The sequence below is a fragment of the Lactococcus garvieae genome, from assembly GCF_016027715.1.
GTDB classification, from domain to species: Bacteria; Bacillota; Bacilli; order Lactobacillales; family Streptococcaceae; genus Lactococcus; species Lactococcus garvieae_A.
Genome location: NZ_CP065691.1, coordinates 1,212,573 through 1,237,545 on the forward strand (window position 1 = coordinate 1,212,573; position 24,973 = coordinate 1,237,545).

The 24,973-nt window shown below is 37.2% G+C and carries 32 protein-coding genes; 13 read left to right on the top strand and 19 right to left on the bottom strand.

Annotated elements, in window-relative coordinates:
• Positions 1–28: 28 nt before the first annotated feature.
• Positions 29–697 (bottom strand): hypothetical protein, encoded by a 669-nt coding sequence (locus I6G50_RS05985; protein WP_197908243.1) that lies wholly within the window; start codon positions 695–697, stop codon positions 29–31.
• On the bottom strand, positions 687–1,580 hold the full coding sequence (miaA, locus tag I6G50_RS05990) for a tRNA (adenosine(37)-N6)-dimethylallyltransferase MiaA (protein WP_197909416.1): 894 nt from the start codon (positions 1,578–1,580) through the stop codon (positions 687–689). The genes I6G50_RS05985 and miaA overlap by 11 nt, the downstream gene beginning before the upstream one ends.
• Positions 1,581–1,793: 213 nt before the next feature.
• Between miaA and I6G50_RS05995 the strand changes: the two genes are divergently transcribed.
• Both I6G50_RS05995 and I6G50_RS06000 read left to right on the top strand, forming a co-directional pair.
• Positions 1,794–1,973: a DUF3042 family protein gene (locus I6G50_RS05995; RefSeq protein WP_003136683.1), complete on the top strand. Its 180-nt coding sequence runs from the start codon at positions 1,794–1,796 to the stop codon at positions 1,971–1,973.
• A gap of 23 nt (positions 1,974–1,996) precedes the next feature.
• Entirely contained in the window at positions 1,997–2,167 is a 171-nt protein-coding gene (locus I6G50_RS06000; RefSeq protein ID WP_003136682.1) for a DUF3042 family protein, read from the top strand.
• 54 nt (positions 2,168–2,221) lie between these two features.
• Here I6G50_RS06000 and I6G50_RS06005 read toward each other — a convergent pair whose 3' ends face one another.
• From I6G50_RS06005 to I6G50_RS06015, 3 genes are read right to left on the bottom strand one after another with little or no spacing between them, the layout of a single operon-like run.
• On the bottom strand, positions 2,222–2,485 hold the full coding sequence (locus tag I6G50_RS06005; protein WP_003136681.1) for a DUF1048 domain-containing protein: 264 nt from the start codon (positions 2,483–2,485) through the stop codon (positions 2,222–2,224).
• Between the two features lies 1 nt (position 2,486).
• Positions 2,487–2,846 (bottom strand): DUF1048 domain-containing protein, encoded by a 360-nt coding sequence (locus tag I6G50_RS06010; protein ID WP_081166054.1) that lies wholly within the window; start codon positions 2,844–2,846, stop codon positions 2,487–2,489.
• Positions 2,843–3,166: a PadR family transcriptional regulator gene (locus tag I6G50_RS06015; RefSeq protein ID WP_197908244.1), complete on the bottom strand. Its 324-nt coding sequence runs from the start codon at positions 3,164–3,166 to the stop codon at positions 2,843–2,845. The genes I6G50_RS06010 and I6G50_RS06015 overlap by 4 nt, the downstream gene beginning before the upstream one ends.
• Positions 3,167–3,335: 169 nt before the next feature.
• Between I6G50_RS06015 and I6G50_RS06020 the strand changes: the two genes are divergently transcribed.
• The 4 genes from I6G50_RS06020 to I6G50_RS06035 all read left to right on the top strand — a co-directional run bounded on the left by I6G50_RS06020 (position 3,336) and on the right by I6G50_RS06035 (position 7,151).
• Positions 3,336–4,268 carry a dihydroorotate oxidase gene (locus tag I6G50_RS06020; RefSeq protein WP_081166051.1) on the top strand — a complete coding sequence of 311 codons (933 nt, stop codon included), beginning with the start codon at positions 3,336–3,338 and terminating at the stop codon, positions 4,266–4,268.
• A 361-nt stretch (positions 4,269–4,629) separates the two neighbouring features.
• Positions 4,630–5,364, top strand: coding sequence for a metal ABC transporter ATP-binding protein (locus I6G50_RS06025; RefSeq protein WP_197908245.1), 735 nt, complete (start codon positions 4,630–4,632; stop codon positions 5,362–5,364).
• Positions 5,365–5,370: 6 nt separating this feature from the next.
• Positions 5,371–6,219 (top strand): metal ABC transporter permease, encoded by an 849-nt coding sequence (locus I6G50_RS06030; protein WP_197908246.1) that lies wholly within the window; start codon positions 5,371–5,373, stop codon positions 6,217–6,219.
• 2 nt (positions 6,220–6,221) lie between these two features.
• Positions 6,222–7,151: a metal ABC transporter substrate-binding protein gene (locus I6G50_RS06035; RefSeq protein ID WP_197908247.1), complete on the top strand. Its 930-nt coding sequence runs from the start codon at positions 6,222–6,224 to the stop codon at positions 7,149–7,151.
• A 22-nt stretch (positions 7,152–7,173) separates the two neighbouring features.
• Here I6G50_RS06035 and I6G50_RS06040 read toward each other — a convergent pair whose 3' ends face one another.
• The 9 genes from I6G50_RS06040 to I6G50_RS06080 all read right to left on the bottom strand — a co-directional run bounded on the left by I6G50_RS06040 (position 7,174) and on the right by I6G50_RS06080 (position 15,730).
• Complete coding sequence (locus I6G50_RS06040; RefSeq protein WP_197908248.1) at positions 7,174–8,148, bottom strand: sensor histidine kinase; 975 nt, start codon at positions 8,146–8,148, stop codon at positions 7,174–7,176.
• Between the two features lie 443 nt (positions 8,149–8,591).
• Positions 8,592–9,308, bottom strand: coding sequence for a response regulator transcription factor (locus I6G50_RS06045; RefSeq protein WP_003136673.1), 717 nt, complete (start codon positions 9,306–9,308; stop codon positions 8,592–8,594).
• Positions 9,309–9,373: 65 nt separating this feature from the next.
• Positions 9,374–10,249: a M15 family metallopeptidase gene (locus tag I6G50_RS06050; protein WP_197908249.1), complete on the bottom strand. Its 876-nt coding sequence runs from the start codon at positions 10,247–10,249 to the stop codon at positions 9,374–9,376.
• 702 nt (positions 10,250–10,951) lie between these two features.
• Complete coding sequence (gndA, locus tag I6G50_RS06055; RefSeq protein WP_197908250.1) at positions 10,952–12,373, bottom strand: NADP-dependent phosphogluconate dehydrogenase; 1,422 nt, start codon at positions 12,371–12,373, stop codon at positions 10,952–10,954.
• A gap of 121 nt (positions 12,374–12,494) precedes the next feature.
• On the bottom strand, positions 12,495–13,094 hold the full coding sequence (locus I6G50_RS06060; RefSeq protein WP_081166027.1) for a YtxH domain-containing protein: 600 nt from the start codon (positions 13,092–13,094) through the stop codon (positions 12,495–12,497).
• 1 nt (position 13,095) lies between these two features.
• Positions 13,096–13,515 (bottom strand): DUF948 domain-containing protein, encoded by a 420-nt coding sequence (locus tag I6G50_RS06065; protein WP_003136668.1) that lies wholly within the window; start codon positions 13,513–13,515, stop codon positions 13,096–13,098.
• A gap of 220 nt (positions 13,516–13,735) precedes the next feature.
• Entirely contained in the window at positions 13,736–14,497 is a 762-nt protein-coding gene (gene lgt, locus I6G50_RS06070) for a prolipoprotein diacylglyceryl transferase (protein ID WP_420028277.1), read from the bottom strand.
• A 34-nt stretch (positions 14,498–14,531) separates the two neighbouring features.
• A complete protein-coding gene (hprK, locus tag I6G50_RS06075) occupies positions 14,532–15,455 on the bottom strand; it encodes an HPr(Ser) kinase/phosphatase (RefSeq protein WP_003136666.1) in 924 nt (307 codons plus the stop codon).
• A gap of 95 nt (positions 15,456–15,550) precedes the next feature.
• A complete protein-coding gene (locus tag I6G50_RS06080; RefSeq protein ID WP_081015743.1) occupies positions 15,551–15,730 on the bottom strand; it encodes a hypothetical protein in 180 nt (59 codons plus the stop codon).
• Positions 15,731–16,204: 474 nt separating this feature from the next.
• Between I6G50_RS06080 and arr the strand changes: the two genes are divergently transcribed.
• Together arr and I6G50_RS06090 are read left to right on the top strand one after the other, a co-directional pair.
• Positions 16,205–16,615, top strand: coding sequence for an NAD(+)--rifampin ADP-ribosyltransferase (arr, locus tag I6G50_RS06085; RefSeq protein WP_003136663.1), 411 nt, complete (start codon positions 16,205–16,207; stop codon positions 16,613–16,615).
• Positions 16,616–16,723: 108 nt separating this feature from the next.
• On the top strand, positions 16,724–17,173 hold the full coding sequence (locus tag I6G50_RS06090) for a GtrA family protein (RefSeq protein WP_197908251.1): 450 nt from the start codon (positions 16,724–16,726) through the stop codon (positions 17,171–17,173).
• 45 nt (positions 17,174–17,218) lie between these two features.
• Here I6G50_RS06090 and I6G50_RS06095 read toward each other — a convergent pair whose 3' ends face one another.
• Positions 17,219–18,121, bottom strand: a complete 903-nt coding sequence (locus I6G50_RS06095; protein ID WP_197908252.1) for a YihY/virulence factor BrkB family protein — start codon at positions 18,119–18,121, stop codon at positions 17,219–17,221.
• Positions 18,122–18,167: 46 nt separating this feature from the next.
• Complete coding sequence (locus I6G50_RS06100; RefSeq protein ID WP_003136659.1) at positions 18,168–19,025, bottom strand: methionyl aminopeptidase; 858 nt, start codon at positions 19,023–19,025, stop codon at positions 18,168–18,170.
• Between the two features lie 213 nt (positions 19,026–19,238).
• On the opposite strand from I6G50_RS06100, the gene I6G50_RS06105 reads away from it, so the two are divergent.
• The 4 genes from I6G50_RS06105 to I6G50_RS06120 all read left to right on the top strand — a co-directional run bounded on the left by I6G50_RS06105 (position 19,239) and on the right by I6G50_RS06120 (position 21,722).
• Positions 19,239–19,607 carry a GntR family transcriptional regulator gene (locus I6G50_RS06105; protein WP_003136658.1) on the top strand — a complete coding sequence of 123 codons (369 nt, stop codon included), beginning with the start codon at positions 19,239–19,241 and terminating at the stop codon, positions 19,605–19,607.
• Positions 19,604–20,461, top strand: coding sequence for an ATP-binding cassette domain-containing protein (locus tag I6G50_RS06110; protein ID WP_197908253.1), 858 nt, complete (start codon positions 19,604–19,606; stop codon positions 20,459–20,461). Before I6G50_RS06105 ends, I6G50_RS06110 begins: the two co-directional genes overlap by 4 nt.
• Complete coding sequence (locus I6G50_RS06115; RefSeq protein WP_197908254.1) at positions 20,462–21,193, top strand: ABC transporter permease; 732 nt, start codon at positions 20,462–20,464, stop codon at positions 21,191–21,193.
• Positions 21,194–21,278: 85 nt separating this feature from the next.
• The gene (locus I6G50_RS06120) at positions 21,279–21,722 is read left to right on the top strand and encodes a flavodoxin (RefSeq protein WP_003136655.1); all 444 of its coding nucleotides are present in this window, start codon (positions 21,279–21,281) and stop codon (positions 21,720–21,722) included.
• A gap of 27 nt (positions 21,723–21,749) precedes the next feature.
• Here the strand turns inward: I6G50_RS06120 and I6G50_RS06125 are convergent, their stop codons facing one another.
• The gene (locus tag I6G50_RS06125; protein WP_197908255.1) at positions 21,750–22,478 is read right to left on the bottom strand and encodes a TrmH family RNA methyltransferase; all 729 of its coding nucleotides are present in this window, start codon (positions 22,476–22,478) and stop codon (positions 21,750–21,752) included.
• A gap of 63 nt (positions 22,479–22,541) precedes the next feature.
• Between I6G50_RS06125 and I6G50_RS06130 the strand changes: the two genes are divergently transcribed.
• Positions 22,542–22,817, top strand: a complete 276-nt coding sequence (locus I6G50_RS06130; RefSeq protein ID WP_003136653.1) for an acylphosphatase — start codon at positions 22,542–22,544, stop codon at positions 22,815–22,817.
• Positions 22,818–22,870: 53 nt separating this feature from the next.
• Here the strand turns inward: I6G50_RS06130 and I6G50_RS06135 are convergent, their stop codons facing one another.
• Positions 22,871–23,482, bottom strand: coding sequence for a lysozyme family protein (locus tag I6G50_RS06135; protein WP_197908256.1), 612 nt, complete (start codon positions 23,480–23,482; stop codon positions 22,871–22,873).
• 171 nt (positions 23,483–23,653) lie between these two features.
• Positions 23,654–24,895, bottom strand: coding sequence for a serine hydroxymethyltransferase (gene glyA, locus I6G50_RS06140; RefSeq protein WP_081165997.1), 1,242 nt, complete (start codon positions 24,893–24,895; stop codon positions 23,654–23,656).
• Between the last annotated feature and the right edge of the window lie 78 nt (positions 24,896–24,973).

Below are 24,973 nucleotides of genomic sequence, written 5' to 3' on the forward strand. Positions count from 1 at the left end.
TTATACGTCATTCTTTAGAATTTTCAAGTCAAAATCCCTTAGAAATGTACATGTAACACTTGTTTTGCTCTGCTTGATAAAGAAGAGGTTTAATATACCGAATTTTTTCCGCTTGGAGTACTAAATCTTCAAAATTGTAGCCTATCAAACGAATATAATTCTCATTTTCATCTGATGTCGTTAAATCTGACAATTCTTGCGCATCAGTAAAAGCCCCATTAAACTCCACTTTCTTCATAATCAGGTAATCCCCTTCTTGTTCTAAGACATAATGTGGAAAAATTTGGGCAATTTCATAAATAATTTGGGTAGTTATTTTAAGTGGAAACTCACTGAAGACAACGGCTTCTTCCTGCTCATTGCGGTAACAGAAACCAAAAGACTTCCCGGAAATGTTTAAACGCATAAAGCGGAAATTCTCTGTTCCATCTTTTCCTTCTAAGTGAAAATTAGGCTGGGTTTGGAACATTTTCAAATCACGCGATAATTGAAAGAAATAGTCCGTTGCATCTTGAGGTGATCGTTTTTGATAAAGTTCTGCAAAATAAGCATTGATTACACTTGAAGGAGGAGTAACCAAAAGCATTTTTTCTTTTTCATCTGTTAAACTTCCCAAACGGTTTTCTAAAAATGCACGGTCTTGAGCCATATAGCCTCCGTATTTCAAACCTAAATCAATATATTCCTTATCTTTCACTTTCTTCCTCCTTATTTAAAAATTCTCTTGCACATATTATAGCATTTTCTGGATAATCACTCGCCAAAACATCATAAAAGTCTACGTTCATTCGGTTTCGGAACCAAGTTAATTGGCGCTTGGCATATCTTCTTGAATTTCTTTTGACAAGCTCCACTGCTTCATCAAGAGAACTTTCACCTGCAAAGTAAGGGAAAAATTCCTTATAGCCAATTCCTTTGGCTGCCTGCACTTCTGGATGCTTTTCAAATAAAAATTGAGCTTCTTCCAAGACGCCTTCTTCCACCATCTGTTCGACACGCTGGTTAATCCGTTTATACAGCTTTTCTCTCTCAGTATTTAGTCCAATAATACAATATTCATACTCAGACGCTGAATTCTCCCCTGTACCAAAGGCTTCTAACTCTAAAAAACGAATAGCTCTGCGGCGATTCAGTTCTGGGATTGGTTTTCTGACACGCGCAAATAACTCTTCATCTGATAATTTTTCTAAATCTTTACGCAAGGCCATCATTTCCTCATGATTGTCCTGCCCACCTAGATGATATCCTTCAACAAGACTTTGGATATAAAGACCTGTCCCACCCACGATGATGGGTACCTTGCCCAGCACAATAAGTTTTTCAATGGATTGATTTGCTTCTTGAACAAAGTCAAAAGCTGAATAGTTATCCGTTACTTCTCTCACATCAATCAGATGGTGTACAGCTGCTGCTTGTTCTTCTCTACTGGCCTTAGCCGTTCCAATATCTAAACCACGATAAACTTGCTGAGAATCCCCAGAGATAACTTCCCCATCAAATTCTCGAGCCAGCTGAATGCCCAAGGCCGTTTTTCCTACAGCTGTAGGCCCTACGACCACTAAAACTTTATTCTTCTTCATATACTTACTTTTCTGATATTCAATTTCTATATTTTCTGCCCAATAAGAATGAACATATTTATTCATTATAACATTTTTAACTCTTTTATCCGACCTTTCGTAAGAAAGGCAGCTTAAAATGCTGGGTTTAAAGCCTTGCAAGTGTTATAATAAATTTATAAGTTTCTCAAAGAAAAAATAGTAGTATTGTTAAAGATGTACAGGGAGGAAAAAATGAATAAATTTATTAAAGGCTACCTCATCGGTAAAGCCATTGAAATCACTGTTGCTGGAACAGCTATGATGGTAGCTAAACATAAAGGTTTGATTGATGCTGAGATGCGTCCTAACTTTAAAGAAAATCACTTCACAGAAAGTCAAAAACGCGCAAAACGTAAACGTCTCGCACGCTAAAAATTACTCTTGGAGGTATAGCTATGAATAAAAATCTTATTACTGGATTTGTTGCTGGTAACGTCTTGACTCTTGCGGCTTTATTTACTGCAGGTGCAATTTACAAAAAACGTATGATTGATCCAGTTGAACAAAAATGGGAATTTGCTCAAGAAAGTCGTAAAAAAGCAAATCGTAAACGTGTTACACATTAACTTGCCCCTTTTAAAAAGCCTGTCACAAATATGACAGGCTTCTTTTTTTACTTCTTAGCTCTCATTTTGGTCAAGTAAGCTGTCACTAAAAGCTGCTACATCATCTCCCGTTAACTGTAAAACATCTATATTGCGTTGTGCACCGTCTTCAAAAAGTTCCAAAAGTTCCCAGAAAACTTGAGTATCGGTCACGCCAATCTTGAAAAAGTATTTTTGAATTTCTTTATTGACAATGTAATAGTCTTTGGGTAATTTCTTTACCTTGGCTTGTAAGGCAAGCCAATCTTTTTTTCCGTCTATTATTTCTTGCAGGTTCATTTTACCCTCTTCCTAGTTTTTTCATCACACTACGATTGAGCTGCTCCCGACATTTGTCTCTGTAGGACTGATTTGGGATTGGCTTGCGCTGATCGAAGAGCTCTGCAACAAAAGCTTCCTTATCCTCTCCAATCACAGCTGATACATCCTCTTGATCTGAAGCTGTTTCTTCAAAAAAGTCCAGTAGGCTAGATAAGATGGGTATAAGGTTTCTCCCTGTCAAATCACTGTATCTTTGGATTTCGGTATCCAAGTCCGCCCATATATTTTGATAAGACTCTGGCAAGTAAGCGACGCGTTTTTCAAAATCCGCTCTAGCAGTAGTCATATCTCTGCCTGTAATTCTATCCCAAAAATTCATTGTAGTCTCCTTATCTCAGAAAGTTTATCTGAAATGAAATCCCACCTCGTCCAAAAGGCTTCGAGTTCTTTCTCTCCTGCTTCATTAAGCTTGAAAAACTTTCGCGCTGGCCCTTTTTCAGAAGCTTTTTTTTCTGTTTCAAGTAGTTTTTGCCGCTCAAGTCTGGAAGTTATAGTATAAACAGTCCCCTCAACCACATCAGTGAAGCCCTGTTCTTTTAACTTTTGTGTGATAGCATAACCATAAGTTTCTCCTTGGCTTATAATTTGCATTACACACCCTTCCAAAACGCCTTTCAGCATTTCTGTGTTATTTTCCATTGTTCCTCCAACTATTATGTATTACTAAGTACAACTATATAGTAACACATAATAGATAAAAAGAAAAATAAAATACTTTTCAGCTTATTTTCAAATTTCTATATAAATAATTTGACATATCAACTCATAATGGTAAAATAGTAAAAATTATGAAAGAGGTTCTAGAGACTTGAAACAAGAAACAACTTTTGCTAACGCTAAATTTTCCAACCCTTTTATGAATGCTTCTGGCGTTCACTGTATGACCATTGAGGATTTGAAAGACTTAGAAAAATCTGATGCTGGTGCATACATTACAAAAAGTTCAACCCTAGAAAAAAGAGAAGGTAACCCTTCTCCTCGTTATGTCGATCTCGAGTTAGGCAGTATTAACTCTATGGGACTTCCTAACTTAGGCTTTCACTATTATTTAGATTATGTTTTAGAAGTACAAGAGAATCAAGACTCACCTATTTTTTTCTCAATCGCTGGGATGAGTAAAGAAGAAAATATCGAAATGTTAAAAGCTATCCAAGAAAGTCGTTTTTCTGGTATCACAGAGCTTAACCTTTCATGTCCAAATGTCCCAGGTAAACCGCAACTTGCCTATGACTTTCAAGCTACAGAAGAACTTTTGGAAAAAGTTTTTACTCTCTTTGATAAACCTCTCGGTGTAAAACTCCCACCTTACTTTGATTTGGTTCATTTCGACCAAATGGCAGAAATACTCAATAAGTTTCCACTGACTTATGTTAACTCTGTCAACAGCATTGGCAATGCCCTTTTCATTGATGCTGAGGAAGAATCCGTAGTGATTAAACCTAAAGAAGGTTTTGGTGGTATCGGTGGTCAATATATCAAACCTACTGCTTTAGCGAATGTGCGTGCGTTCTACACACGTCTTAAACCAGAGATTCAAATCATCGGTACTGGGGGTATCGAAACAGGACAAGATGCTTTTGAACATCTACTCTGCGGAGCTACTATGTTACAAATCGGTACGGCCTTGCACAAAGAAGGCCCAGCGATTTTCACCCGAATCAGTAACGAATTACAAGAAATCATGGACAAGAAAGGCTATAAGTCCATTGATGAGTTTCGAGGTAAACTTAAAAGCCTATAATATATTTACTTACTAAAAACCAAGGTTACCCTTGGTTTTTTTCTTCTATTTATAGGCTCACCCACAAAACGTTTGACTTTTTGTAGCTTACCCTGTAAAATATTACTTACCTAGACTTACGACTAAACTTTTTTCATTTTTTATTTATTGCCCTTCCATCTAGATGCTAATTACAGAGCAGGAAGAAAAACAATACTTACAGAAGGAAAGCTAAAATATGCTAAGCAGCGAAACTTAATTCAGTATAAACTGCTCTTTTTATTGTACCCAAATTTTCAAAACTCAAAAAATGCTATCGACACCAAGGGAATCTTGGGCGCCAACAGTAGCTCACTGTGAACTTTAAAAACAAGGGAAAAAAATGTTAAACATTCAAAATTTATCCGTCGAATATAAAGGTAATACAGCCTTAGATCATATATCCTTGCAGGTTCCTCTAGGAACTTGTACGGGCATCATCGGCCCTAATGGCGCTGGAAAATCAACGTTAATGAAAAGTATCTTAGAAATGGTTCCTACCAAATCTGGTACCGTAACAATTAACGATACACCTGTCAAAGATCTCAAAAGAAAGATTGCTTATGTCGCACAACGTAGTGAGATTGATCTGAGCTTTCCTATCACCGTTTTTGACACTGTGCTGACTGGGACTTATCCCAACTTGAAACTTTTTCAAAAACCCCGTAAAAAGGAAAAAGAAAAAGCGAGTCAAGCTTTGCATCGCTTGGGACTTGATGAATTTAAAGATAGACAAATAAGTGCTTTATCTGGAGGACAGCTTCAGCGCGTCTTTATCGCACGCGCTTTAGCACAAGAAGCGGACTTTTATTTTTTAGACGAGCCTTTTGTTGGTATCGACATGGTCAGTGAAAAGATTATTGTCAAAATTCTTGAAGAATTGCGTCAAGCTGGAAAGACAATAATCATCGTCCACCATAATCTTCATAACGTAAAAGAATATTTTGACTATCTGGTTATTCTCAATAAAACATTAATCAGTGCAAACTACACTGCAGAAAGTTTTACAAATGATAATCTTCAAAAAGCCTATGGGGATTCCTTAGGTGATATCGTCATAAAAGAAAGCGAGGTCTGAAACAAAATGAATATTCTTTTTTCACTTTCTGATCTTACGGGACTCAGTGTAACTATGCTGAGTGCCTTTATCGCTTCTATCTTGCTTGGAATTATTTCAGGAATTTTAGGAAGTTTCATTGTCCTTCGACGTCTGTCCCTCATGGGCGATGCCTTATCGCATGCTGTCTTGCCAGGTGTTGCTATTTCTTATATGTTAGGTATAAATGTATTGATTGGAGCAACCCTATCAGGGATTTTGGGAGCTATTCTAATTCAGTTCATCATTAAGCATAGTAATTTAAAAACCGACGCTTCGATTGGGATTATTCTGAGTAGTTTCTTTGCTTTGGGGATTATTCTAATCACTAAAGCAGAGAGTGGGGTTGATTTGAATCATATTCTCTTTGGGAATATTTTGGCAGTCACACCACACGAACTCTTGCAATCTTTTATCTTACTGCTTGTCGTTGTGATTATTGTGAAACTCTTCTTCAAAGAACTTTTAATCACTTCTTTTGATCCTACAATGTCTAAAGCTTATGGTTTGAATAATACCTTTTATCACTATCTCTTGATGATTCTTCTCACACTGTTTACAATTTCGGCCTTATCACAAGTCGGAATTGTACTCGTGGTTGCCATGTTGATTATTCCTGCTTCTATCTCTTATTTGTGGGTAAATACCCTTCCACGGATGATTGCTCTATCTTCTCTTTTAGGTGTACTCTTCGGGATAATTGGAGTCCTCCTTAGTTTCCAATACGACTTACCCACAAGCGCAACCATTGTTATTGTTGGTGCACTCACTTTTGCCTTCTCGTTTTTTCTCAGTCCAAGAAATGAATTTATCCGCTATACTCAGAAAGGAAATTAAATATGAAACTCAGACGACTCTCCTATGTCGCTCTCTTAGCCTCGCTTCTCTTGCTCCTCACCGCTTGTACGTCTAAAAAAGAAACAAAAGATTCCTCAAACAAGCTGAAAGTTGTGACCACTTATTCCATCATCGCTGATATTGTTGAAAATGTTGGAAAAGAGCATGTGGATGTGTATAGTATGGTTCCACGGGGAACAGACCCGCACTTGTATGATCCTAAACCCAAAGACACTCAAGCCGTGGAAAAGGCTGATCTTGTCTTTTACAACGGCCTCAATCTTGAGACAGGAAAAGGTTGGTTTGATAAGCTGATTAAAAATAGCCGTAAAGAAGAGAACAGCTTCATGGTAAGTCAAGGTGTCACACCAATTTCCTTAAGTGAAAAAGGTAAGGAAAGCGAAGAAGACCCACATGCGTGGCTTAATATTCAGAATGGGATTACCTATGCCCAAAACATCGAAAAAGAGCTTTCAAAGAAAGACCCTCAAAATAAAGATGCCTACCAAAAGAATCTCAAAACATACACCGATAAGTTACAAAAGCTAGATACTGAAGCAAAGCAAAAAATAGCGACGATTCCTGAGCAAGACCGTATCTTAGTCACAAGTGAAGGTGCTTTTAAATACTTCGCTCAACAATACGGCCTAACCGCTGAATATATATGGGAAATTAATACCGATAATCAAGGGACACCTTCTCAAATGACACGAATAAATAATATCGTCAAAGACAAAGATGTAAAAGCCCTTTTTGTCGAGACCAGCGTTTCTCCAAAAACTATGGAGTCCGTAGCAAGACAAACTGGTGTAAATATTTACTCAAAAATCTTTACGGATTCACTGGCGGATAAAGGCCAAGAAGGAGATACCTACTATGATATGTTGAAATGGAACATTGATCATATCACAGATGGATTGAGTGGCAAGTAATCTATCTTTGCAAAAAATAAAGTCATCCTTCTTGGATGGCTTTATTTTTATAGTTATTACTAAAGGTCAGTTTAGCAACGAATAAGTCACCCGTAACTTCTACTTCAAATTGACCTCCCATAAGTTCAACTAAGTTTTTAGAAATGTATAAACCTAAACCATGCCCTTCCTGAAAACGTGCACGATCTCCACGGATAAATTGCTCTGTGAGTTCTGAGCTTTCTATCTCTATAGGATCTTTGGATGTGTTTTTTATATAGATATATACTTGTTCATCTTTTTCCTTAACCTCAAGAAAGACGCGCGTTTTTTCAAGGCTGTATTTCAAACTATTTCCCAAAACATTTTCAATAACTCTATAGAAGTGCTCACTGTCTATGTTTAAAAAACAGGGGTTGTCTGCTAAGCGAAGAATAAGTGTAAGTTGCTTTTCTAGAAAATCATCCTCAAACTCTCCAGCAATTTGTCCCAGCATTTCTGTCACATCTACTTGTTCCAAATTTAGCTGAACATTGCCTGTCCCAATCTTTGAAGCTTCAAGCAAATCCGTAATCAGATGTTTTAAACGAAGTGATTTTCGTTCTAGAACCTCCGTATATTCTTTAAACTTAGGAGTTTCTATTGGGAGATTTTTTAGCAAATCAACATAGCTAATGAGACTCGTTAAAGGGGTCTTCATGTCATGAGACATATTCGTAATCAGCTCAGCTTTAAAGCGTTCCGCACGAAGTTTTTCTTGGTTGGCTTGCTCGTAGTTTCGGTCCTCTTGTAAGATAAAATCCATTAAAAAAGTCAGAGACACAAATAAAATTGCCATCGAAATGGAAATGAGTGGGTCATTAAAAATGGTGTAATTATTGGGAATGCGCACAACCAGGCCACTATCCACTCTCATCACAGGGATAATAAACCATAGAAGAATAGATATCAAAAAATAAAGGGCAATTCCTATCAGAGGCAGAATCATTGCGAGTATAAGACTTGTTCTGGCAGACATTCTCTTAAAAAATTTCCTCCATTGAAATTGAAAATTTCCTTCTTTAATCCGCATAATAACTTCCCAGCACCCCATAGCTGAGATAAGCATGGTGAGTAAGGAAAGAATAAAGGTGAGAGAGCCTGAGCCATAGTTTCTCAGTAAATTATAAGTTATAAAAAAGCTAAAGAAAACCAAAAACAGTAACAAGGAAAAATCCATCTGTGTGATACTATTTTTCACTTTCTGTGTTCGCTCGCTCCATATTATTGAAAACACAAAAATCAAGAGAAAGAGCAAGCTCAGTAAAGCTGAAATAATAAAATTAAATTTGAGAAAATCTCCCCAAAAAGTTGCCAAATAATAATTATAGGTTGTACTTATATGACGTAAAAAGCTCTGCACAAAAATAAAAGCCAAAAATATACTCAGAATTTTGGTGAGGTTAGACCGCATTATTTTTTTCATTTTATTTTCACCATTTTGTATCCCAGACCATAAATAACTTTAATATATTGAGGATTTTTTGGATTTATCTCAATCTTTTCGCGCAAGTGTCGGATATGTACCGAAACTGTTTTACTTGCCTGAAAGGCTGGTTCTTCCCAAACTTTTTCATAAATTTTATCCGAGCTAAAAACTTGGTCCAAGTGTGTAATCAAGAGATGTAAAATCTTATATTCTATAGCTGTCAAAGTAATCGCTCGTCCGTCAATCGTTGCTTTCTTTTGTTGTGTATCAAGCACTAAACCGCCATTCTGATAATTATTTTCTGTCACAGACTTTGTTAACTTCTGATTCTCTAAACCACCAAAACGCGCATACCGACGTAAAGCGGCATCTACACGCGCTAATAATTCTATTGGATTAAAAGGTTTACTGACATAATCATCAGCACCCATTTTTAATCCCAGAATGCGGTCTGTATCTTCTGATTTGGCAGACAAAAAGATTATGGGAAGATTAGAAGTTTCACGTATCTTCACAGCTGTAGAAATCCCATCCAAAACAGGCATCATCACATCAAGCAAAAGTAAGTGGACTTCATTTTGAGAGATTACTTCCAATGCTTCTTTTCCGTTACTGGCTAATAAAACCTTATAATCATCTTGTTCCATATATATTTTCAAAGCATTTTGGATGTCTTTATCATCATCACATACTAAAACTGTATAAACCATAGTCTTTCTTCAAGCCCTTCCTCTCTTCTATTTTATCATTTTTTCTTCTATGCTCAGATTCATTTCTATTCCGTCTCTTTCCAGCTGGTAATCACGTATCCGCCAGTATTATCACTCGAAATTTCATATTCTTCATCATGTGGAATCTGCAATTGATTGTTCGTAGGAATCTCATAACGAACTGTATAGCTCTGCCCATCTTTATTAAAATTATAGCCGCCGCTCTTTTTGAGCATATTTATATATTCTTCAAGGACAAGGTGGTGTTCCGACATGTACTGTGCATGAATCTTTCCCACATAGCGAAAATGCCAAGGTTCATTTGTAATACCCGTTACCTGAGTTTTATCTCCTGGATAGCGCAAGATAAAACCATATTTCCAAGCATTTTCAATTAGGTATTTTGATTGTGGTGAATTTTCAACATTCGCTACGTTTTGGATAGCAATATCCGCAGCTAAAGCTGTTTCATGTTCACTATGACCTGGTTTTTGAACATACGACTTGTCAGCTGTATTAAGATAAAGTTGACTCTGTTCATCAGCACTTCGATAGCCACTATTAAGAACAAGCTCCCCACCTACTGTATTTCGTGTGTCGTTGAGAAGACCAGAAACAGCGGATAATACATCTGCTCTCAGCAGAAGTCCATTGCTACTGCTCGCTAAACTTTGTCCTACTTCTGCGGAATCAAAAGCATAGTCACTATTAACCAGCTGCAAATTTTTTGTGTCTACAATATCTGAGAGATTAACCGTTTCAGTCGTTACTTTTTCTTGCTTTACGACTTCTTGTTGCACTACAGACTTTCGAGCAGCCGAAGTCTCTGCAATAGGTCGATTATAAAATGAATGAAATCCTAAAACGGCAATGATGATTAAAATTAAAGGTAGAATGACTAAATAATCTTTTCTTTTTCTCGCCTTATTCTTGCGTAACATAAAAACTCCTTTGTGATTACTATAAGCATAGTTTAACAAAGGAGTTCTAAGTTTTTTCGATTGAATTGTTAAGATTTGTCAAAGAATGGAGTTTTTAACATGTTACAAACACATAAATCCCACTTTTTTACATAGAAATAACAAAAAAACTCCTTCCCAAGTTACTTTGGTAAGAAGTTTAGTAAATTTATTTGAGATTAATCCTCTGTATACCAGTCATAGTGGAAGATTCCATCCATGTCTGTACGTTCGTATGTATGTGCGCCGAAGTGCCACTTTTCTTGGCGCTTCAGCGCTTAGAAAGAGTGGTCAACGCAGTGAGCACAGCGAACGGAGACTGAGCGGAAAGCTCAGCGAGGCACGATTAGTCTTCTGTGTACCAGTCGTAGTGGAAGATACCTTCCATGTCTGTACGTTCGTATGTATGTGCGCCGAAGTGCCACTTTTCTTGGCGCTTTAGCGCTTAGAAAGAGTGGATAGCGCAGTGAGCACAGCGAACGGAGACTGAGCGGAAAGCTTAGCGAGGCTTACGATTAGTCTTCTGTATACCAATCATAGTGGAAGATCCCATCCATGTCTGTACGTTCGTATGTATGTGTGCCGAAGTGCCACTTTTCTTGGCGCTTTAGCGCTTAGAAAGAGTGGACAGCGCAGTGAGCACAGCGAACGGAGACTGAGCGGAAAGCTCAGCGAGGCTTACGATTAGTCTTCTGTATACCAATCATAGTGGAAGATTCCATCCATGTCTGTACGTTCGTATGTATGTGCGCCGAAGTAGTCACGTTGTGCTTGAATCAAATTAGCTGGCAAGTTTGCTGAGCGATAGCTGTCATAATAGCTGATTGCACTTGTGAAAGTTGGTACTGGAATACCTGCTTGTACAGCAAGGCTTACTACATCACGTACTGCAGCTTGGTAGCGTTTTGTGATATCGATGAAATACTCATCCAAAAGAAGATTTTCAAGGTTAGCATCTTTGTCAAAAGCATCTGTGATGTTTTGCAAGAATTCGGCACGGATGATACATCCTGCACGCCAGATTTGCGCGATTGTACCATAAGGAAGGTCCCAATCGTATTCTTTAGAAGCTTGACGCAGTTGAGCGAAACCTTGTGCGTAACTCATGATTTTTGAGAAGTAAAGTGCTTGACGGATTTTTTCAACAATTTCAGATTTATCGCCTGAGAATGTTGCTTCCGGTCCTGATAAGACAGTGCTTGCCTTAACACGCTCATCTTTGTAAGTTGAGATGAAGCGTGCAAAAACTGATTCAGTAATCAATGGCAATGGCACGCCAAGGTCAAGCGAACTTTGTGACGTCCATTTACCTGTACCTTTGTTTCCTGCTTTATCAAGAATCTTGTCGATGATATAACCGTCTGTTCCTTGGTCATCTTTACGCTTAAGAACTTCTTTTGTAATTTCGATAAGGTAGCTGTCCAACTCCCCTTCATTCCACTCTTCAAAGATAGATTGGATTTCAGCGTTATCAAGACCAAGTATGCGTTTCAAAAGGTCATAAGATTCTGCAATAAGTTGCATATCTCCATACTCGATACCATTGTGGACCATTTTTACATAGTGACCTGCACCATTAGGGCCCATATAAGCCACACATGGTTTACCATCTTGTGGTGCTTTACCTGCGATTTGTTCAAAGATTGGAGCAATCAAATCATAAGCTTCTTTTTGACCACCAGGCATGATTGAAGGACCTTCAAGCGCACCTTTTTCGCCTCCTGAAACACCTGTACCGATAAAGTTAATCCCAGAGTCTGCGAGTTCTGCATTACGACGCATTGTATCGGGGAAATGTGTATTTCCGCCATCAATCAAGATGTCACCTTCATCCAAATGTGGTAAAAGCGATTGGATTGTTGCATCTGTTGCTGGCCCAGCTTGTACCATGAGCATGATACGACGTGGTTTTTCAATCGCAGCTACAAATTCTTCAATTGTTTTAGTCAAAACAAAATTTTTGTCTGGATGTTCCGCTACAACTTCTTCAGTCTTTGCAGTCGTACGGTTAAAAAGGGCTACCGTATATCCACGTGATTCAACATTGAGGGCTAAGTTTTTCCCCATTACGGCCATACCGACTACGCCAAAGTTAGCTTGAGTCATTATAAATCCTCCGATTTTTAATTTTTGATAGAACTATTATAACGCAATTTCTTTACAAAAGCTTATTTAAACACTGTAAAACTTTTACAAAAATAAAAACTGTCCTCAGACAGCTTTATTTTTACCATTCTGTTTCTGAAAGGTCCTTCGCTTTTTTTTCAAGTTTTTCTGCTTCTTCAGAAATTTCACCAAAATCAACGTTTTCATCGATTGCTGTTTCAGTGTCATCCTTAACTTCTTCAGCTTTATCGACTGCTTTATCAACATTGTCGTTCAGTTTTTCTTTAAATTCTGCTGTTTTTTCGACTACTTCATCAGTAATTTCTGATTCATTTTCATCAAAAAGCTCTTCTGTACCTTCTTTAGCTTGATTGATTTTATCTACAATCGCATCACGTGTGCTATTGAAAAATTCAATTACGGACTCTTTAGAAAGTTCACCTGAGTCAACTTTTTCTTTAATCAAATCACGCTTGCTTGTCAAGTACTCTTTTGCAGAATCTGCTGAGATTTCGCCTGAGTCAAAGCGTTCTTTAATATCGTTGAACTTATCCGCTGAAAGGTCACGCAAATTATTAATTGCGGCTTCTGGATCGTCCTTGAAGTCATCATACATTTTGCTCGCGTCTTCACGCATTTCGCTTCCTTTTTTAGGGGCGAAAAACAGAGCTGCTGCGGCACCAATCAAAGCACCCGCCAAAAATCCTGATTTTTTAGACATATTATTTATCCTCCACTTTCTTTTTTCTCTTTAAGAATTTATTCGCTGTTTTAGCCAATACTAAAGTTGAAGCTGAACGGCCCACGGTTCCTGATTTTTTTGAGAAACGCTCAACCATGCCACGACTGCTCTTGTTCACTGCAGTTACACTTTCAGAAAGTTCAGCTACAGCTACAAATAGCGGATCAATCGTTGCTACTTTGCCATTAACATCTTCCAAAAGAACATTGGCTTTTGCCATTAGTCCATCAGCTTGATGGAGTAAGACATCCACATCGCTTGACACTAATTTTACCGTACGATTTGCTTCTTCGATAATTTTTGAAACCTTGTTTAAAAGTACAATTATGAAAATAACTAAAACCGCAAAAGCAATTGCAATAATCAGCCAAGCTACATTTTGTACACTAATTTCTCCCATATTCACCTCCGAAACCGCTTAATTTTAAACGGTAATTTTACTTTATTATAGCAAAATTAATATTTTTTAGAAAATAATTTAGCCATAAATTTTCGGAGTGATATTAATAAGATAAAAAAGCTGTTCCTAACCTTGATTATATCTTTTAGTTTCCCTATAAATTTGGATCTGCAATAATAAAAAGCACCTTTCTACAAAAGTACTTTCATTGTTTATATTTTTAATCAATTTTTTTCAATCTTCTAATTAAAACAAAAGCAATACCTGCAAGTATCATTACAGCAGAGAAAACTTGAGATACTCTAAATATACCCAGCATCAAACTGTCTGTCCGCATGCCTTCTACGATAAAACGCACAGCTCCATACCAGATAAGATAAAAAGCAAAAATTTCCCCTCGTTTAAGTCCTGGAATACGATGACGGAAAAGTATAATAATCAAAAATCCTGAAAAGGTCCCAATGCTTTCATATAAGAATGTTGGAATACGGTAAGCCCCATCAATAAACATCTGCTCTCGAATAAATGAAGGTAGATAATTGAGGTTGTTTACTGCATTGCCGTATGCTTCTTGGTTGACAAAATTTCCCCAGCGCCCAAAAGCCTGTCCGATAAGGACACCTGGGATGCTGATATCTAAAAGATCTAAAGGATTAATCATTCGATAATAAGAAAAAACAAATAAAACGATAGCTCCAGCTATCAAACCACCATAGATAGCGCCTCCGCCATCCCACAGGGCAATAATTTCGCTCGGGTGCTGGCTATAATATCCCCACTCAAAAGCGACATAGTAGGCTCGAACTCCGATTAGTCCGATAGGAAAAGCCCAAAGGATAAAATCAATCACGTCATCCGGAGTTAAACCACGGCGAGGTGCTTCCTTACAAGCCAGCCACACACCAAGAGCTGCACCGGTCACGATAAAAATAGCATACCAGTGGATAGAAAAGGGGCCCAGCTCAAAAGCTATTTTATTCATAGCCAAACTTGGAAAATAGTTCACGATAAACTCCTTAGCTGTTATTCTCAATGAGATGCGTCAAGCGGTCTTCAAAAAGTGCTGTTGCATCATAACCCATATCTTTCGCCCGATAGTTCATAACCGCAGCTTCAATGATTGTGGAAACATTACGTCCTGTTTTCACGGGAATTTTAATCTGTGGTACTTCAACTTCAGCAAGAACAATATTTTTAACACCATTACCTAAGCGATCAAACTCACCACCTACCTCATAAGGTTCAAGATAGATTGTCAAATCAATATCGGTTTGATCTTTTACAGCACGCGCCCCATACAAACTCATCACATCAATTATACCAACACCACGGAGCTCTAAAAAGTTCTGCAAAACAGGAGCAGGCTCGCCAGCTAAAGTAAAGGCATCTCTTTGAAAAACATCTACACGGTCATCTGCTACCAAACGGTGATTGCGGGCTACTAAGTCCAATGCCGTTTCAGATTTACCAATACCACTGGCACCTTGAATCAAAACACCGACACCATAAATATCCATCAATACACCATGGACACTCACGCGCTCGGCCAGCTGTTCATCAAGATATGAGGTTAATATACTGTTTAAGCGACTGGTTGTTTCACGCGATTGAAGGAGAACGATATCATGTTTACGGGCGGCATTAACCATCTCCTCTGGAATTTCCAAATTCCGGGCTACAATAACTACTGGAGTTATTTCTGCCATAACCTTTTTGAGAATGTCATAGCGGGCATCGCCCACTTCATTCATCATATATGACCATTCCTTCATACCAAACAGCTGGATACGTTCTGGTGTGAAATATTCAAAATACCCAGACATTTCTAAACCTGGTCGTAAAATATCTGAAGTCGTAATTTCTTTTTGAAGTGCTGTTTCTGTCGAGTAGATCACATTAAATTTTATTTTTTTTATGAGATCTTGTACTGTAACTGGCATAACCGTCTCCTATCGTCTTTTCTCCACTTATTATATCAAAAAACAGTAAAGAACACCTTTCTTTCAAGCGTACAAAAAAGTAATGACCTGAGCCATTACTTGATATTGCTGAGTTTCACAAACTTGTCTACCTTGTAAGCCACATAAATTCTACGGCCTAAAAGAAAACTAGCGATAAGGAGCCAAAACCATTGATCCTCAAAAAAGGCGATGGAGAAAATCCATGCTTCAATAATTGTCCCAAACATAAAAGAATAAAATCTTGATTTTAACATAGTTTAACTATATCATACACATTAATCAAGGTCAAATATGCTTTACGCAATATAGAATAATCTTTTGTTCAGGGGGGTATTACTTCTAAAAGGACGTTACTTGTCCTACATTGGCTCACGGGTAGTAAAAATTTGTCTGAATTGGCTTATCAAGAGAAAAAACAAGTATTATCCTGTATAATACATTATGGAGCTAATGGAGTTCCGCGCCCTACCAACTTCGTGAAAGGAAGTATTATGAGCTTTTTTGCTTTATTCTCGTTTGTTTCATTTTTTGCTACAATCAACTTATTTATTGCCTTTAGAAAAGACTTTCCCAAGTTTTCTATCTATCAAAAAAGTATGCTCATTCTTTCTGGAGTTGCTAGTTTGGCTATGTTTATTCTTGTTTTTATAATTATTGGACTGATAGCCAAATCTCTATTTTAAAAAATATTTTCAGCTATCCTATATTTGAAGAAAGGAAATAAAAAAATGAACAAAGTCTTAGATGAAGGCCCTTTTTATCATGGGACAAAGGCCGAGTTAAAAGTGGGCGATTTACTAAAGGCTGGTTTTGTATCTAACTATGATGCGCGTGTAGTGATGAATCATATTTATTTTACAGCATTGAAAGATGGTGCTGGTTTTGCTGCGCAAATGGCAGCGGGCGACGGAAACGCTCACGTCTACCTCGTTGAGCCAACTGGTCCTTATGAAAACGATCCAAATGTGACCGACAAGAAATTCCCGGGAAATCCGACACGTTCCTATCGCTCAACGTCTCCTTTAAAAATTATTGCAGAAATAAATAACTGGAAGCGAAGACCTCAAGCTGATATTGATAGCTTACAAGAAAAAATCGCATCGCGCCTGTCAGAAAATAAATCAAAAATCATTAATTAATTCATAATTTCAGCCACTCCTCAGTTAAGAAATATTCAAGTAAATAGTGTCAAGACAATCACTAGATTATCTAGCAAAAAAATTATAAATTTGGTAAAATGAGGTGCTATGGAAAAAATAAAAAACTTTGCGAAGACCGAAGCATTTGTATATTTGGTCTTTGGTGTCTTGACTACACTTGTTTATTATGTCTTTATGCAGTCGAGCTTTTATCTGCTTAATCATCCCGGAATCAATGCCGGCGCTATTTCAGAAGCAATTGGACAAATTGTCAGCATCATCTTTGCTTTTTTTACTAACAAAATTTGGGTTTTCAAACACAAGTCTACTCATCTTTTCCGTGACTTCATCAACTTTGCAGCTGGCCGTCTCTTCTTCATGTTACTGGCTATCATACTCAAATGGTGGTTTATTGACACCCATCCCGAGATTTTGATGGATTTACTACATTTGAAAAAGCCTGTCGTTGTCCTGGCCCTCTCGCTCGTCATTCAAGTCCTCAATATTGTTTTGAATTACTTCTATTCAAAATTAATTGTTTTCCGAAAAAAAGCTTAAGAAACTATAAAAACTCCCTGTTCAAAACAGCGGAGTTTTTATTATTTATTTTCTAATATCCTTGATAAAGCCAACGATTTCTCCCCGGCGCGTTTCAATTTGTCCAAAATATTTTTTCTGATACGTAGCGTTTAAAACTGCTCCTATAATTAAGACTTTGGCAATAAAAATAAACCAAATCATCAAACCAAAGATAAGCAAGGATCCAACCAACTTGAAGTCTCGCATCTGACTAAGAGCACGTCCTAGGTATACACCAAAAAAGTTAGGTAGAGCAACAAAAACTAAGGTTGAAAAAATAGTTCCTGGCATAATATAGCGCAGTTTGTGTATTTTCACATTTGGCAATACAAAATAAAGTAAAACCAAAGAAACAAAGACAACAATGATGACTACTGGTAAGGTAGCTGTTTGCAGCGTTCTATACAGGCTATTATCAAATGCAAAGATATGATCGTGAATAAAGGTCAATGTTACCTGGCCAAATGTTGAAATCAGAATAGTTAAAGATAACAAAATCATTAGTCCTAAACCGACAACCAATCCAATAATCCGACTGAGAATGAAGTCGCGATGTTGCGAAACTTCATAAGCTTTGTTTATCGCCATTTGCAAGGTAGCCAAGGCTCTGGAAAACGTCCAAAAACCAGCTAAAACTGAGACTGATAACAAACCCGTGCTAGGATTTTCTAATATATTTCGGATGAAACCAACACTCATTTCATAAATCTGAGGCGGCACCTGATCCTGAAGCACGTCCAAAATCAAATCCGTATCAAGATTTAAAAAGGGAAGCAAGTTTGCCAAAATCAAAAGTAAAGGAAAAATAGACAAAAGCAGATAATAAGCAACGGCAATACTCGATAAAGACAATTCGGAACTTTTGTAAAAGTTAATAAAGTCTTTCAAAGGTTGCCAAGTTGAAACTCGTTTAAAAAGAGCTTTCATTCTTAATTTTCTCCTCTCTTTTTAATGCACACAACCTTCTAACATCTTAGTAGGTGCCTTCTTCTCCTTGACTTGTCAATATAACAGGGCCATCTTTAGTGATAACAAACTGATGTTCATACTGACATGACAAACCGCCATCTAAAGTTTTATGCATCCAGCCTGTTTCCATATCTGTATCGATTTCCCAAGTACCTGTCGAAATCATTGGCTCAATAGTCAAAACCATACCTTCACGCAAACGTAAACCACGTCCCGCTTTACCATAGTGAGGAACCAAAGGGTCTTCATGGAAAGTTGGACCCATGCCATGTCCTACAAGGTCACGTACTACACCGTAACCACGACTTTCTGCATATTCTTGGATGGCTGCACCTATATCACCGATACGGTTTCCTACTACAGCTTGTTCAATCCCAAGGTAAAGACATTCGCGTGTCACATCCATGAGATTTTTAACTTCTTCTGAAGGAGTTCCTACAGCGTAAGCCCAACAACTGTCCGCAATAGCTCCACTGAAGCCTTCCGTATATTTTTTCATCTCAGGTACATTGTCAAAATCCAGTTTTGCTACATCTACTGAACCATCTTCAACCATACCTAAAACCATATCAACTTTAATAAGGTCTCCATCTTTTAATTTCATGTGGCGTGGAAAGCTATGGGCTACTTCATCATTAAGTGAACAACAAGTAGCATAAGGATAATCCATAATCGAGCCGTCTACACCGATTTGGAGGGGCAAAGTATTGTTTTCCTTGCAAACTTTACGGACATATTCTTCAATTTCCCACATATCAATTCCGGGTTTGATCAAATCACGTAAACCGATATGAATACTTGCCAATAGGGACCCAGCACGATCCATCTGATCTATTTCACGTTGAGATTTTAATGTAATCAATTATTATACCTTCTTCTAAATATTTCTTTAATCGCAATGATACTCCTATTCTATCATAAATTATTTTAAGACGGAAGTACTGGGAATCTGCGATATGCAAGGGATAGCGGTTATTTTTTAATACAAGATGTTTTTTTAAGGGTTGACAATTCAAATTACAAGATATATACTTAGTTACATAAGTAATTAACCAACAAACAGAAAGGAGGAGATATGAAATTTGATTTTGAAGGGGAAGCGCCCTTATATCAGCAAGTAGCTGAGGAGATATCAGAAGGGATTTTCAATGGGTCTTACAAAGAAGAAACACAAATACCTTCTACTACAGAAATTTCTAAAATGTATAAAATAAATCCAGCAACAATCTTAAAAGGAATGAATAAGTTAGTGGAGGAAAACTTAATTGAAAAGAAAAGAGGACTCGGAATGTTTGTGAAATCAGGAGCTCAACAAGCTCTTCTAGAAAAAAGAAAAACAGAATTTATTAATCATAAACTATTGAATATTTTAGAAGAAGCCCAGAAGCTCGATATTTCTCAAGAACAATTGATAAATTTAATAGAGAGAGGTTATACAAAATGAACTTAAGAATAAAAGAAGTCAGTAAAATTTATGGCAAAAAAAATGTTTTAGATAATATCTCTATTAATATAGAGCCTCAAAAAATATATGGTTTGTTAGGAAATAATGGTGCTGGAAAAAGTACCTTATTGAATATAATAAATAACCGAATTTTCAGTACTACAGGCCAAATTGAGCTTTTAGGTGAAAAAATATCTGACAATGAAAAATATTTGAACAAACTTTATTTGATGAGCGAAGATGACTTATATCCTTCTAAAATAAAGATAAATTCTTTATTTAAGTTAACAGAAAAATTTTATGGAAGTTTTGACTGGGATTTGGCCCATCAAATGTTAGAAGAGTTTGAACTTGATTCTAGCAAGTACCTGAATAAATTATCTACAGGTTATCGAAGTATTACAAAATTAATTGTTGCTTTATGTGTTCCCTGTGACTATATCTTTCTGGATGAGCCTGTTTTAGGTTTAGATGCAAATCACCGTGAAATCTTTTATAATTTTTTACTGGAAACGTATCAAGATAGACTCCGAACATTTGTGATTTCCACTCATTTAATCGAAGAAATATCCAACCTTCTTGAACGTGTCATCATCTTAGATAAGGGTAAAGTGATCGCTGATGAAGATGTCGAAGTTATGCTGAAGGGAGCATATATTTTATCTGGTTCCACTGATGAAGTCGAAGCACTTCTTGACAATGTTCAAGTACTAGATAAAGAATTACTTGGTGGAGCAACAACTGTTTATATCAAAGGAAATCTGACAAGAAAAAATTTAGGAAATATTAAAGTAACTCCTATGAACTTACAAGATTATTTTAAAAAAGTAACAAGCAGAAAGAAGGTAAAGTAAATGAAGTATAAAACAGCAGTTGAATATAAACTTTTAAAACAAGTTATCTCCTTAGGTATTTTCTTTGTTTGGTGGATTTTATTTGGCATTGCTTTTCCAATAATAGGAATTTGGTTTTCCGGAAGTGAAACTGGTTTATCAGCAGATGTTCTCTTTCCCATAATCTTTTTTTCAATTATTATTTCATTTATTGGGGGAGGTGCAGACTTTAAGTTCTTTATCCAAAATGGCCTAAGTCGCCTTGATATTTTCTTAGTAAACTTGTCTACCATTAGTTTAACCTCGTTTATTACTTCAATATTAGTCTTTTCCCTATCAAAGATCTCATTCTCTAGTCTTGATTTATCGACAATGATTACATCTAAAGGTTTTTATTATAATGATAATCCCCTCCTAAATATCCTCCTCCTTTTTATGGTGATTTTCTTTTTCTCATCTTTTGGTTTACTCGTAGGTACTTTCAATGATATGTTTACAGGTCTCAAGAAAATAATTATCTTATTGTTGGCTATGGCTCTACCAATCATCATTGCTACCCTTATCCAATTAGGAGGCGACTCAGCAAAAATACACTTTGCGAATTTCCTGAAATATATTTTAGGATACTCCAATAATCAAAGCACCCTTTCGTCTGTGCCTTTTATGCTTACCTTGTTCTTCTTTTCTGCCTTATGCTTTAGCATCCTTTTTGTACTTAATCATTATCATGAAGTTCGTCATAAAAGTGCATAGAAAACCTGTAAAAATGTACAAGAGCTGATTTTTATAGAATTTCTTGATATAATCTTGTTATATAAATTTCATAAGGGAGCAAAAAATGGCTTTAGCAAAAGTAGTTTATGCAAGTATGACAGGTAATACACAAGAGATCGCAGAGATCGTCGCTGATAAATTAGAAGATTTGGGACTGGATGTAGATTTGGATGAATGTACATCCGTTGATGCTGATGAGTTTGAAGAGGCTGATCTTTGTATCGTTGCCACTTATACTTACGGTGATGGGGAATTACCTGATGAAATCGTCGATTTCTATGAAGATTTGAAAGATGTTAATCTTGCTGGAAAAACTTTTGGTGTTTGTGGTTCAGGAGATACTTTCTACGATGACTTCTGTATCTGTGTCGATATGTTTGAAGAACAGTTTGGGCTCACAGGAGCTGAAAAAGGAGCTGAATCAGTCAAGGTAGATTTAAATGCGGAAGATGAAGATATCACTAATCTTGAAGCCTTTGCTGAAACATTAGCAGCTAAAGTTCAATAAAATAAAAAAACTGCAATTGCAGTTTTTTTATATACTGAACATAAGAATCCCTGCCGCAACTGCAACATTCAACGATTCGGCCTGACCCGGCATTTCAATATGAATCAATTTGTCTGCAGCTGCTACTGCTTCTGAGGTTACACCAGATCCTTCGTTCCCCATAATTAAGGCAAAACTGCTCTCTGCCACAAGCTCTTTGTGGCTAACTGAATTTTCAGATAGGGTGGTAACATACAGAGGAATTTCTGCATTTTTCAGTATCTCTAGGCTATCGATAAGCTTGATGGGGATATGAAAATTACTTCCTTGCATACTTCGCATGACCTTTGGTGCATAAACATCAGCTGTTTCTCCTAAGCAAAGTACAGCTGTATACCCCGCCGCATCAGCTGTGCGTATCATAGTACCTACATTCCCAGGATCTTGAACATTTTCTAGGACTAAAAATTTACCTTGATTAAACAGAACCTCTTGGGATTTGTGTGCCACTTCGGCTATTACTCCTTGCGGGGTTCCCGTATCAGATAAGCTCTTCAGTACTTCCGCACTTACCACCACAACTTTATCGCAGTTTGCGACTTTATCGTACTTATATTCTTCTACAAATATTTGTAAAATCTCAGCCTTAGAATTCATGGCTTCTTCAAGCAGATGAAAGCCTTCGATAAGATAAGATTTTTGACGATACTTTTTCTTAGTCAGGAGCTTACGTGCTTCTTTAATTTTTTTATTGTCTTTTGCTGTAATAATTTCCATTTGATATAATTATATCATAGATTACTTGAAGAATTTTTATTTTCCTACAAGGAGGTTGGTACGATGCATAAGGTAAAAATGATTGTTCATGGGCAGGTACAAGGCGTTGGCTTTCGCTATAGCACTGTCCTTATTGCAAGAGAACTGGGAATAAAAGGTCGCGTTTGGAACAATGCAGATGGTACGGTCGGTCTTCTGGCTCAATCAGATAGTCAGGCAGCTTTAAAAAGTTTTGAAATGAAGTTGCGTCAAGGGCCAACGCCCTTTGCCTCAGTTTCAAAGTTAGATATCAGCACCACAGACTTTTCAGACTTCAAAAATTTTGATATCAAATATTAATCACGCCTACTCAAAAGGCAAAAAGGACTGTCTCCGAGAGAAGTCCTTTTGTTTTACCAGTTAAAGAGGTTAAGCAACAAGAGATGCCATTTAACCTCATTTGCATAGTACATATTTCCGCCATTGACGTAAAGTTTTCCTTTACTGTTCATTAATGAATCAACTGTCACATGGTAATAGGTCGCATTTGACGTGTTTCCTAAACTGGGAGCAACTACGGTTCGTGAATATTTTTCTGCAAGTTCGAGATTATTTTTTCTGCCATTTTTGGCTACATAATCAACGTAAGATTGTCCAAAATTATAGGCTTGGACACCTGTCCAAATATCTACATTTTTATCTTCAGCGTATTCCAAAACTTTACACAGGTTTGCCACACCTTGTGCGATACTTTTATCTTCATCTGATATACTGTTTTGATTGCCATTTAAGCTCTCGCTCGACTGCATAACATCTGTAGCATTTCCTTTTGTCTCTGTATAAATAATTGCTAATGCTAGCTTTGTATCTCCTTCTAGCCCTTGAGCTTTAAGAGTTGCATCAACTGATTGTTCATACTTCATCACATTTTTTACATTTGTATAAGTTCTATGCACATAAAAAACTACTCCAACCACTGCTGCCAGTAGTGCAAGTTTAGTAAGTAGCTTCAAAATTTTCAACATCTGTCTATATCCTAATCATTTTTTCCGATGGTTCGTGTATCAATTTACTTATCATTTTATACCATCTTATGTTAAAAACTTCTCTAGCATTTCCACCTTTTTTTACTTATCACTGTTCATATTATTATTTAGGTTGGTGGAAATTTTTGTTAAAAAAGTCATACTTACATTCTAGACTAAAGGAAAGCCTTTTGTCAAATCTAATGCAAATTGTCGAACTTCTTGTAGTGCTACTTCATTATCTTTATTAGACAAAGCCTTGATGATTGCTTGAGCAATTTTACGACTTTCCTCTTCTTTCATGCCACGACTTGTAATCGCTGCTGCACCGATACGGACACCACTTGTCTTAAAGGGACTCAGTTCCTCACCTGGTACAGAGTTTTTATTAAGAGTAATATTGACAGTGTCTAGAAGATTTTGTGCTTCTTTACCATTGATACCTAACTCTGTTACTTTGACTAAGAAAAGATGATTATCTGTTCCATCTGAAATAACGTGTAAACCAGCTCTGCTGAATTCATCAGCCATAGCTGCTGTATTTTTCACGACTTGTTCAATATATGTTGTAAACTCAGGCGCCAGCGCTTCTTTAAAAGCAACCGCTTTAGCAGCAATTACATGTTCCAATGGGCCGCCTTGTAAACCTGGGAAAATTGCACTGTCAATCTTTTTCGCTAAATCCGCATTATTGGTTAAAATAATACCGCCACGTGGGCCGCGTAATGTTTTATGTGTTGTCGAAGTCACTACATCTGCATAGGGGAAAGGACTTGGATGGTGTCCTGTAGCCACAAGACCTGCAATATGTGCCATGTCAACCATGAGTTTAGCTCCCACGGCGTCGGCAATTTCACGGAATTTTGAGAAATCGATAATGCGTGAATAAGCGGATGCACCAGCCACGATTAATGCTGGACGGTGTTTTTCGGCCTGAGCTGCAATTTCTTCAAAGTCTAGTAATTCAGTTTCTGGGTTTAAGCCATATGAAACAAAATTATAAGTCTTTCCAGAAAAGTTAACTTGTGATCCATGAGTCAAGTGACCACCAGAATTCAAATCCATCCCTAAGACAGTATCACCTGGCTCGATAAGGGCCATATATGCCGCTGCATTAGCTTGCGACCCGGAGTGCGGTTGGACATTTGCAAAGTCAGCATGGAATAATTCTTTGACACGTTCGATTGCCAAGTTTTCGACCACATCTACAGCTTCTGTCCCGCCATAGTAACGTTTATCCGGATAACCTTCCGCATATTTGTTGGTCAAGACAGAGCCCTGTGCTGCACGTACCGCGGGGGATACGATATTTTCAGAGGCAATTAACTCAATAGTTTCTTGCTGACGAACTTCTTCTGCATGTATAGCAGCCCAAAGTTCTGGATCAAACGCTTCAAAATTATATATTTCCATGTGTAGTCTCCTTTGCCTTATACGGTGCTTACCTCAAGCCTTTTCCAAGTGCGTGGGAAGCTTTTGTACATCTTCCAT